Source organism: Tepidanaerobacter sp. EBM-38, assembly GCA_001896545.1.
In the GTDB taxonomy this organism is placed as follows: domain Bacteria; phylum Bacillota; class Thermosediminibacteria; order Thermosediminibacterales; family Tepidanaerobacteraceae; genus Tepidanaerobacter.
On sequence record MPOT01000021.1, the window covers coordinates 1 to 10,399 of the forward strand.

A 10,399-nucleotide genomic window follows, 5' to 3' on the forward strand; every position below is an offset into this window, starting at 1 on the left:
ATGTCTTTAGATGAGATATATGATAACGCAAAGAAGTATTGGGAAAGCAAAGAACGATAAGTTATCGGTTGGACGAGGAATAGAACCGCATACTTAAACTTTAAGCAGGCACCTTGCAATCAGGTGCTTTTTTCATGCCAAAAGGTGGTGAGAAATTGGCTAAAGAAATCGGGCAGCTAAATGTAAAAATCGGTCTAGACTCCACTGGCTTTCAAAACGGCATCTCAAGCTTGAACCGAGAGATGAAAAAGGTGCAGTCTGAGTTTAAGCTGGCAAGTGCAGAAATGGGTAAACATGGTAAAGAATTAGACAGCTTAAAACTTAAATCTGATAGCCTAACCAAACAGACAGAGCTACAAAGACAAAAAGTAAAGGCACTGGAAGAAGCCCATCAAAAGTCTGTAGAGACTAAGGGAGCCGATGCTAAAGCTACCCAGGATTTAGAGATAAAACTAAACAAAGCAAAGACACAGCTTGCCTATATGGAGCAGGATTTAAAGAAAGTAAATCAGGAAATAGAGCTTCAGTCCTCTAGCTGGTATAAGCTTTCCAAGAGCCTAGAACCTCTAGGACAGACCCTGCAGAACGCAGGCAAAAAGATGGAGGATGTGGGCAAGAACCTATCCATGAAAGTGACAGCACCTCTTGTGGCTCTTGGGGGCGTAGCAGTAAAGGTAGGCTCTGATTTTGAAGCTGGTATGAGTGAAGTAGGGGCTATCAGCGAGGCTACCGGCGAGGACCTTAAAAAGCTAGAAGAAAAAGCCAAAGAGATGGGAGCTACCACCAAGTTTAGTGCAAGTGAGTCTGCCGAAGCCTTAAAGTATATGGCTATGGCCGGCTGGGATACAACCCAAATGCTAGACGGTTTAGAAGGAGTTATGATGCTTGCAGCATCAAGCGGTGAGGATTTAGGTCTAGTGTCTGACATCGTGACAGATGCTTTAACAGCCTTTGGCATGGAGGCAAAACAAGCAGGAGAGTTTGCAGATTTACTTGCCAGCGCATCTAGTAATTCAAATACAAATGTAGCACTTTTAGGGGAGTCATTTAAATATGTGGCTCCTCTTTTTGGTGCATTGGGTTATTCGGCAGAAGACGCAGCACTTGCACTAGGACTAATGGCAAATGCAGGAATTAAAGGAAGTCAGGCAGGAACATCCCTTAAAACCGCCATTGCAAACCTTACAAATCCAACTGACAAGATGAAAACAGCTATGAATGAACTAGGCATCTCCATCACAGATGCAAATGGAGAGATGCTGCCGTTTAAAGATGTGCTGGATGAATTAAGGGCGAAATTTGCAGGACTTTCTGAAGAACAGCAAGCCCAGTACGCTGCCACCATCTTTGGAAAAGAAGCCATGGCAGGGATGCTTTCTATCATCAATGCCAGTCCTGAAGATTATGAAAAGCTAACTCAGGCTACTAGGGAATATAACGGTGTAGCCAAAGAGATGGCAGAAACCATGGAGGATAACCTTCAAGGCGGCATTACTAAATTAAAATCAGCCCTTGAAGGTGTGGGGATACAAATATTTGAAGTCCTTGTTCCTCATCTAAATGAGCTGGTGGAGAAACTTCAACAGGCAGTAGACTGGTTTGCTAATCTTTCCCCAGCAACCCAAGAGACTATTGTTATGGTCGCTGCTTTGGCAGCTGCCATTGGACCACTGCTTCTTATCGGTGGAAAGCTTGTAGGTGGTATTGGTGTTGCAATCGGTGCAATATCTACAGTATCAGGCGCCATAGCAGTTGCTACTACCGGAGCGGCAGCTGCTACCCCGGCAGTAGGAGCATTAGCCACTGCCTTTACTGTCCTTACAGGACCGGTGGGGATAGCAGTTGCAGCTATAGGCGGGGTGACAGCGGCTGGAGTAGCTCTGTACAAACACTTGAGTCAAGAGAGCATTCCAGAGATTCAGCTTTTTGGCAATGAGACGTCTAAAGCTACACAAGAGGCTGTAACTGGATTTTTACAGCTCAATGATGAAGCAACCCTAGCCTTAAATCAATTATCCTGGAGCAGCCAGGAAGTCACTAAAGATATGGCAGATAACATTGCCGGTAACTTTTCTCAAATGGCCAAAGAGATTCAAGGCGGCCTTGATAAACACCATGAAGAGTCTTTATCTAAGATGCGGGGCTTTGTTACCAGCAGCACTGCTTTATCCAAGACAGAACAAGAAGAAATTTTAAACAATATGCAGCAGGGCTATGAAAGCAAAAAACAAACCATAGCTGAAGGGGAAGCTAGGATAAAAGAAATCCTGGATACCGCTACGGCAGAGAAAAGGTCACTTACCAAGTCTGAACAGGAAGAAATAAACGCCATTCAAAGGCAGATGGTGGAAACTGGCATCAAGGTTTTATCCGAAAACGAAGTAGAAGCCAAAGCCATATTAGAGCGCATGAAAGCCCAAGCTGGTGAAATCACTGCTTTGCAGGCTGCTGAAGTTGTAAAAAACAGCATTGAGCAGAGAAACGGGGCTATCAAAGCTGCCGAAGAACAATACAATGAAGTGGTAAAAGAAATCATCCGGCAAAGAGATGAAGCAGGGACCATCTCCAAAGAACAGGCAGATAAGTTAATTGCAGAAGCTAAAAGGCAAAAAGATGAAACGGTTAAAAAGGCAGAAGAGATGCACTTAAATGTAGTAGAAGAAGCGAAGAAACAGGCAAAGGAACACGTAAATCAAGTGGACTGGGAAACCGGGGAAATAAAGAGCAAGTGGCAGGCCATGAAAACAGATATCGCTGAAAAAGCCGCATCTATTAAACAAAACGTAATTTTAACCTGGGAAGAAATTAAAACATCCACATCAGAAAAATGGGAAAGCATTAAAACCACCATAGGTGAGCGATGGAATGACATTAAGCTTAATACTGCAGAAACGGCAGCAGCTATTAAAGTAAATGTCAGCACTACCTGGGATGAGGTTAAAACTAAAACCTTTACAACCTGGGAAAACCTTAAAACCAAGACCGCTGAAACCTGGAGTGCTATGCAAAATAAAATCGATGAACACGGTGGTGGTATAAAGGGCCTGATTAAAACCTATACCGAAAACTATAAGTCGGTTTGGGAAAGTGCTTTAAGCACCATGGAAGAAGTTACCGGCATCAAATTTAGCTCAATGGCAGACAAGGTGAGCACTGCTTTAGGCCAGGTTAAACGCGGTATAGAAGATGCTATCGAAAAGATACATGAATGGAACGCCACTACAGTAAAAGAGAAAGTGTTCAGCATCGTAGAGAAAATCACAAGAGTTATTAGAACTGTAACTTCCGGTGGCAGTGCTGCATCAAACTTTAGTGGAACAAGCTTTTTTCCCGGTGGACTTACCATGGTAGGTGAGCTAGGACCAGAACTTGTGGAATTGCCAAGAGGAAGCAAGATTTACAATGATAATGAAACAAAGAACATCATGGGTGGTAATAAAGGAATCACTCAACACATCACCATCAATAGCCCTGCTCCCCTTACCCCGGCAGAAACAGCTCGGCAAATAAAAAACGCATCAAGACAGCTTGCTCTTGAATGGTAGGAGGTGTGCCATGCAGGAAATTATTATAACTAATCAAAATAAAGAAAGCATTACTTTGGGCAATCAAGCTCCTTTTTTCCTAGAAACTATTGACGGCGTTGGGGAAGTAGGGGTAGCTATTGAAAGCCAAAAGGCACCACAGCAAGACGGCTCAACATATATCGACAATACCCTGGGAAATAGAGCCATTACTATTGAAGGCATGATTATAACTAAAGGTGATCCTTGCAGACTTCAAAAAGCAAGAAGGCTGATGCAGCAAGTCGTAAATCCAAAACTGGATGAAGTAAATATTGCCTACCGCCAGGGAGATTTGGTAAAGGAAATCAAGGCTATAGCTGAAAGCACTCCGATATTTCCAGCAGCAAAGGGCAATCAAGGTCTATATTACCAGAAGTTTTTATTATACCTTCTTTGCCATCAGCCCTTCTGGCTTGACACCTTCTACGAAACTCGCAAGATGTCATATTTAATGGGCGGGATTGGGTTTAGACTTAGACTGCCCACAGCCTTTTCTTACCGGGGCTTTAAGAGGATGGCATTAAACGATGGGGATGTAGCTACACCTGTGGAAATTGAATTTACGGGACCTGCTATCAACCCTACGGTATCAAATCTTACCACTGGCGAGTTTATAACCGTCAACCGAAAGCTGGAGGAAGAAGATATCTTATATATCTCCACTGCCTTTGGGGAAAAGCATGTAAAAATTAACGGAGAGAACGCTTTTCACTATATAGAACTAGACAGTATCTTCTGGCAGCTAGTACCGGGGGAAAACCTCTTAAGCTATACCAGCAACAAAGACAGCATAAAGACAAAGGTGCTGGTTAAGTGGAAAAACCGTTATGCAGGCTTATAGGAAGGAGGGACATTGTGGAAAGGTTTAGATTTTTTGACTCCATCGATGGTGAAGATGAACGCTACTATACCGCTGATGAGTTTGCCGAGTACTTCAGGCAGTTTATCAGAAACGGGATATTTAACGGAGGAGAAAACCTGCAAGTAGGAACTGATGAAAGGGACATGAAGATATTTATTAAGCCCGGCTATGCCTGGATTGAAGGCTATCTTTATAAAATTGAAAAAGAGCCTTTAGTATTAGAACACAGCATGGCAGACCCAGAACTTAATAGAATTGACAGAGTTGTAATTCGCCTGGACAAGACTTTAGAAAACCGCTATGTAAAGGCCTTTATTCTAAAAGGCGCTCCAGCAGAAACACCACAGGTGCCGGAGCTGACAAGAGATGAAAATATCTATGAAATATCCCTTGCCCAAGTAGAAGTTATCGCAGGAAAGAGCTTTATCGAAGCACATCAAATAACTGATGAAAGACTGGACAATGAAGTATGCGGACTTGTCACACACCTTTTTGAACAGGTAAACACCACAGAGATATTCAACAGGTTTCAATCTTGGCTTGATTCTAAAACATCAGAGCCAGATGGCGATTTTTACCGAGAGTGGAAAGATTGGTTTGATGGAGTGCAGGACACTACAAATCTTGTTACAAAAACCCGGTTTGATGAGCACTTGTCAGCATGGGATGCATTTAAAGAAGAAATAAAAAAGAAGTTAGATAATTACTCTTTGTATGCTTTTGATAAAGACATAAATGGCATATTTACAGTAGTTGAGTATAGAAGAAAAGATGATACTTTATATATGAAATCAACTGTAAGCGATGCCGATGAAGAAGGTAATTACCAAATTAATACGTGGGAGTTTTTTGACACTGATGGAATTACATTATTAGATACTGTAATATGGAATATTTCCTATGATAAAGACGGGGACATAGTCAGCAAGGTGGTGAGTTGATGAATATAGATAGCGTATTAAAAGCACATGGAATCGGGTTAAAAAAGATAAAAGATTTTGAAGTAGTAACAGCAGTTGACAATTTAACCTTTCCAGTTATAGCAAAAAGAAGTGTTAGTGGCCCAGCTCCTCGGGTTGTTCCCGAGCATAATGAAGGAAAATATATATTCTATTGCGTATCTTCCAGCATTTATGTATATGATATGAAAACTCTGGACCTTGTTCAAACGATTTCTTCGCCATTTCCAAGCGCTCATAAATTTAATTATGCTTTTGTTCTTGATGGATTGGTGTTTATTAGTGGATTAGATAGGAACTTAAATGATTCTTACAACACAGTTCACATTTATGATGAAAGTACATGGACTAAAGTTGCTACATTATCCCCGGCTATTGTCGATTTTTTAGATTATGATGCTAGCTATATTTACTGTTTAACACAAAACCCTGCCGAGACAACCAGTATTTTTACTAAAATAAACAGAAGCACCTACTCAGTCACAAGAAAATCTTTTACAAACTGGTCATCACCACACTATACAAGAATGTATCCTACAAATTGTTGTCTTGTAATAGATTTTTACAATAGTTCAAATAAGACTATCATAGACTCAAAAGGAAATATAGTTACATCATCAGTAGCCTCTTTTATGTCTAGGGATACGACCTTTCCCGTAAAAGGTGGTTCTCCTAATGTAATCTATGGGTTTAATTATAGTTATCGAAGTGATCCGTATGCTCAGTACAAGGCAAGTGTTGGCTATTTTGATACAGAAACTTTTGCTTTGATTAAGTCTGAATATATAATGGATGACTACAATTTACATTATACGTATGGCTATGGTTTTACGCATAACAAGAATAAAACCTTAACTTTACAATGTTCAACTGAATTTAGGTCGCATCCAATAGATAAGAATGGGTTTTTTATATATGGGACTGAATCTTATAAAAACTTTAGACAGACTGGAAACTTAAGTCCACTGTACTCTTTTGAAGATAATAAAGGCGTAGTTATTGTGGGCATTAATCCAGATGGAAACCAAATTCAATGTATGAAAACCTATATTACGGTATCAGAATAACAGGAGGGGAAATTATGTATTTTATAAAATATGACGCCGAAACAGAGAGCTTGCTTGTTCATGCTATGCCTTTCCATAAAAAATACGGATTTGGCAAGACCAAAGAGGAATTAGAACAAGAAGGTTTTTTTGTAGAAAGCATACCGGAACCACAACAAATAGAAGGTAAAGCACCAATTTTACGCTGTAATCCTACCACAAAAGAGCTCTGGTATGAATACGAAGACATACCACCAACACCAGAAGAGTTGCAACAGGAGCAACTTGGTATTTTAGGACAACAACTATTTCAAACTCAAACTGAACTGCTGGAAACTAAAAGAGAAAATGAACTTTTAGGTCAGCAGCTTTTTAATTTACAGACCATCCTAGTAGAAGAAGGGGTGATGTGACATGACAGATTTTGAGTGGTGTAAGTTTTGCTACGATAAAGGTTGGGCTAGCAAGTGGCAGCTGCACATTTGGGTGCAAGCAGGAAAGATAACTGAAGAAGAATTTAATACTATTACAAGTCAGGAAACTTAAAGAAAGCTGGTGGGCTATGAAACCAATTAGGATACTATCACCTGCACTTGACCTACAGGGAGAGGTAGACAACTATCTCTCCCTTACCTTTTGCCGCAGCTACCACTTGCCTGGAAAGTTCCAGCTGGTCACAAATTGCAAGGTGCAAAATACCGATAAGCTAAACATTAATAGCCTTATCATGGTGGGGGCAGATAAATACAAGACCGGCATTATCCGGCACAAGGAAATCAAATCAAATGATCGAGGTGAGGAAATACTTACTGTCAAAGGCTATACCTTGGGGGTCATTACCCAGCAGCGCATTACCATTCCACCGGCAGACAATGCTCAAGATGTCATTGAAGCTAATGCAGAGACAGTGATGAAGCACTATGTGCAGCGCAACTGTAAGGACATATCAGAGATGGAGTTTCCCATGCTTGTTATAGCTGGAAACAAAAACAGAGGTCCTGTAGTTAAGTGGCAAAGCCGGTATAAGAACCTGGGCGAGGAGATAGAGCAAATAAGCAGCCTGACTGGTCTTGGCTGGCACATATATCCGGATTTTGAGCAAAAGAAGTGGATATTTAACATATACAATGGAAGGGATTTTTCTGTAAACCAGAAAACCAATCCTCCCGTTATCTTTTCTCCAGAGTTTGAAAACATCAGCTCCCAGGAATATACGGAGAGCCTAATCGGCTATGGGAACTATGCTATAGTGGCCGGTCAAGGGGAAGGGGCAGAACGGGAAATCGCCATGGTAGGTGATGATGATACCGGTCTTGATAAACACGTTATCTTTGTTGATGCTAGGGATATTAAAAACAGTGCTGACCTTTCGGAAAGGGGCAAAGTGAAACTTGCTGAACACAAAAGGATTATATCGCTTCAATCCGAGATACTTACCAAGGGTCCCTTTGAATATGAAAAAGACTGGGATGCGGGGGATATAGTTACAGTGCAAAATAAAGATTGGAACTTGACTTTGGATACCCGTATTACCGAAGTGGAAGAAATTTACGAAGCAGGTGGGTTTAAGCTAAATGTCACTTTTGGCAGCAGCCTTCCTACTCTTGCCCAGAAGTTAAAATCTGCACTTGGGGAAATAAAAATAGAAAGTACCCGTTAAGACATCTTTTATGAAAAGGGGAGAAACAGTATATGAAAGAGCTAATTCATACCCTGCAGCTAATTTTTGCTGCCATAGGTGGCTATATCGGCTGGTTTTTAGGTGACTTTGACGGTCTGCTTTATGCACTGGTGGCTTTTGTAGTCATCGATTATATCACGGGAATAATGTTAGCCTTCTTAGAGAAGAAACTGTCCAGCAGCGTTGGCTTTAAAGGCATCTTTAAAAAGGTGCTTATATTCGCCTTCGTAGGGCTTGGTCATATCATCGACTTTTATATTATCCAAAAAGGCAGCGCAGTAAGGACTGCTGTGATTTTCTTCTACCTTTCCAACGAAGGTCTAAGTATTATAGAAAACGCTACCATGATAGGCCTTCCAGTGCCGGAAAAGCTGAAGGCAGTGTTTATAGAGCTGGGGAAGAAGGATGAAAAAAAGTAATTAGTGGGATAGAGATAATCTAGGTCGTTTTATTAAGGAGGTGGTTTAGATGCCAAAAACTATATTATTAGACTTTGGCCATTAACGGCGGCACTGACCCAGGAGCTGTATATAAAGGAAGGAAAGAAAAAGACGATGTATTAAGTCTAGGTAAGGCAGTTGCAGCAGAGCTAAGAAGGCATAGAGTTATTGTAGATGAAACAAGAACCGGAGATAAAACCGTAAGCCTTCAGGAAAGAGTAAATATTGAAAAAAGGAAAAACTATGATTACTTCATATCCTTTCACAGGAACGCCTTTAAACCAGAAGCTGCAAAAGGTGTTGAAACCTATACCTATCTAAATCCTCAAGCTAAAACTAAAGCGTTAGCAGAAAAGATCCAGACAGCGCTGGTGGGTATCGGTTTTACTAACCGGGGTGTAAAAGAGGCAAATTTTTATGTGCTAAGAGAAACAAAGGCACCAGCGGTATTAGTGGAAGTGGGCTTTATTGATAACACTAGTGATAACCAGTTATTTGATACCAAAAGGGAGGAGATTATAAAAGCTATAGCGGGAGCAATCCTATCCCAGCTGGGAATAAAATATACTGCAAATAGCCAAACCCTATATAGAGTAATGGCAGGCTCTTTTAAAGAAAGGGAAAATGCACAAAGGCAAGTTGAGAAATTAAAGCAAGCGGGCTTTGATGCAACTATCATGATATTCAATAAGCCTTGAAACCTCAGGGCTTATTTTTTTAACCCTAAAACTCTTAAATTTCTAATATAAATTATGCCTTAACTATAAGTGAAAATTAACTTGATAGTAATGAAATGTAACGGTAACATGCTAGTACCAAAGAAGGAGGAGATAAAATGCTATTAGGTCAAGGGATACAAGAGTTTATAAAATACATGAAACTTATAGACAGGTCAGAGCAGACCATTACAGGTTATGAAAAAGAGCTTATCTACTTTGACAGCTTTTTAAGTGTAAAGCATAATTGCCCAGTGTATATAGAAGATGTCACACTAGAGGATATTGAAGATTATCTTTTAGACCAAAAGAAAAGGGGCATAGCATCAGCTAGCAGAAGCAGGTCAGTTTACATCTTAAGAAGCTTTTACAACTACTGCGTAAAAAAGGACATTACAGCTAAAAACATCGCAAGCCTTATCGAGCCGGTGAAAGTAAAGCAAAAAGAAAGAGACTATTTAACAGAGGAGGAATTTAACAAATTAGCAGCTGCCATCAAGCAACCGGTTATCAGGACAGCAGTCGAGACCATGTTTTACACTGGCGGAAGGATGTCAGAGATAATACATCTAAAACTAGATGATGTAAATTTAGAAGAAAAAGTCATTCACATAACTAAAGGCAAAGGAGGAAAAACAAGGGACATCCCGATAAATAACAAGCTCTATGATATCCTAAAAAACTATATAGAAAATATAAGAGATGCAAAATCTAGTAGGTTCTTTGCCCTAAAGAGCACTGGAAAGGTTTCAAGCTCATATGTAAACAGGCTCATTAAAGAAGCTGCCTACGAGGTAGGACTTAAAAAGGATGTGTCAGCACATATCTTGCGGCATTCCTTTGGAACAAACCTTTTAGAAAAAGGGGCATCAGTTGTGAGCATCCAAAAACTATTAGGTCATGCAAACCTTGCAGTTACAACCAGATACCTTCACCAGGACATGAATAAATTAAGTGATACCGTAAATCTCTTATAGGAGGGAAAAGAATGAGCGATAATAAACCGATTTATGATACAAGGGTAAGAAAAATAATAGAGCTCTTAAAGTTTATGACAAGGGATGAAGCTGCACAAAAGCTGGGATATAAGAACTATAGAAGCCTTGACATGTATATGAGAAGGAAGAAC

9 protein-coding genes and 1 pseudogene are annotated in these 10,399 nt (G+C 40.4%); all 10 read left to right on the top strand.

Annotated features, from left to right (window positions below; genetic code table 11):
* Positions 1-155 precede the first annotated feature (155 nt).
* The 10 genes and pseudogenes from BUC45_RS01390 to BUC45_RS01435 all read left to right on the top strand — a co-directional run bounded on the left by BUC45_RS01390 (position 156) and on the right by BUC45_RS01435 (position 10,247).
* Positions 156-3,545 carry a phage tail tape measure protein gene (locus tag BUC45_RS01390; protein WP_296969723.1) on the top strand — a complete coding sequence of 1,130 codons (3,390 nt, stop codon included), beginning with the start codon at positions 156-158 and terminating at the stop codon, positions 3,543-3,545.
* 10 nt (positions 3,546-3,555) lie between these two features.
* The gene (locus BUC45_RS01395) at positions 3,556-4,407 is read left to right on the top strand and encodes a phage tail family protein (protein WP_296969726.1); all 852 of its coding nucleotides are present in this window, start codon (positions 3,556-3,558) and stop codon (positions 4,405-4,407) included.
* A 14-nt stretch (positions 4,408-4,421) separates the two neighbouring features.
* A complete protein-coding gene (locus tag BUC45_RS01400; protein ID WP_296969729.1) occupies positions 4,422-5,369 on the top strand; it encodes a hypothetical protein in 948 nt (315 codons plus the stop codon).
* Complete coding sequence (locus BUC45_RS01405; protein WP_296969732.1) at positions 5,369-6,454, top strand: hypothetical protein; 1,086 nt, start codon at positions 5,369-5,371, stop codon at positions 6,452-6,454. The genes BUC45_RS01400 and BUC45_RS01405 overlap by 1 nt, the downstream gene beginning before the upstream one ends.
* 14 nt (positions 6,455-6,468) lie before the next feature.
* Entirely contained in the window at positions 6,469-6,846 is a 378-nt protein-coding gene (locus BUC45_RS01410) for a hypothetical protein (RefSeq protein WP_013779428.1), read from the top strand.
* A gap of 1 nt (position 6,847) precedes the next feature.
* A complete protein-coding gene (locus BUC45_RS01415; protein WP_213950368.1) occupies positions 6,848-6,979 on the top strand; it encodes an XkdX family protein in 132 nt (43 codons plus the stop codon).
* Positions 6,980-6,995: 16 nt separating this feature from the next.
* Positions 6,996-8,093, top strand: coding sequence for a siphovirus ReqiPepy6 Gp37-like family protein (locus BUC45_RS01420; RefSeq protein WP_296969735.1), 1,098 nt, complete (start codon positions 6,996-6,998; stop codon positions 8,091-8,093).
* Between the two features lie 32 nt (positions 8,094-8,125).
* Positions 8,126-8,533, top strand: a complete 408-nt coding sequence (locus tag BUC45_RS01425) for a phage holin family protein (RefSeq protein WP_296969737.1) — start codon at positions 8,126-8,128, stop codon at positions 8,531-8,533.
* Positions 8,534-8,582: 49 nt separating this feature from the next.
* A pseudogene (locus BUC45_RS01430) lies at positions 8,583-9,252 on the top strand (N-acetylmuramoyl-L-alanine amidase).
* 137 nt (positions 9,253-9,389) lie between these two features.
* Positions 9,390-10,247 (top strand): tyrosine-type recombinase/integrase, encoded by an 858-nt coding sequence (locus BUC45_RS01435; protein ID WP_296969743.1) that lies wholly within the window; start codon positions 9,390-9,392, stop codon positions 10,245-10,247.
* Positions 10,248-10,399: the final 152 nt, after the last annotated feature.

Excerpts from the sequence above, each read along its gene's own strand:
- BUC45_RS01395 (WP_296969726.1), top strand. The coding sequence starts at position 3,556 with ATGCAGGAAATTATTATAACTAATCAAAATAAAGAAAGCATTACTTTG.
- BUC45_RS01405 (WP_296969732.1), top strand. The coding sequence starts at position 5,369 with ATGAATATAGATAGCGTATTAAAAGCACATGGAATCGGGTTAAAAAAG.
- BUC45_RS01410 (WP_013779428.1), top strand. The coding sequence starts at position 6,469 with ATGTATTTTATAAAATATGACGCCGAAACAGAGAGCTTGCTTGTTCAT.
- BUC45_RS01415 (WP_213950368.1), top strand. The coding sequence starts at position 6,848 with ATGACAGATTTTGAGTGGTGTAAGTTTTGCTACGATAAAGGTTGGGCT.
- BUC45_RS01420 (WP_296969735.1), top strand. The coding sequence starts at position 6,996 with ATGAAACCAATTAGGATACTATCACCTGCACTTGACCTACAGGGAGAG.
- BUC45_RS01425 (WP_296969737.1), top strand. The coding sequence starts at position 8,126 with ATGAAAGAGCTAATTCATACCCTGCAGCTAATTTTTGCTGCCATAGGT.
- BUC45_RS01435 (WP_296969743.1), top strand. The coding sequence starts at position 9,390 with ATGCTATTAGGTCAAGGGATACAAGAGTTTATAAAATACATGAAACTT.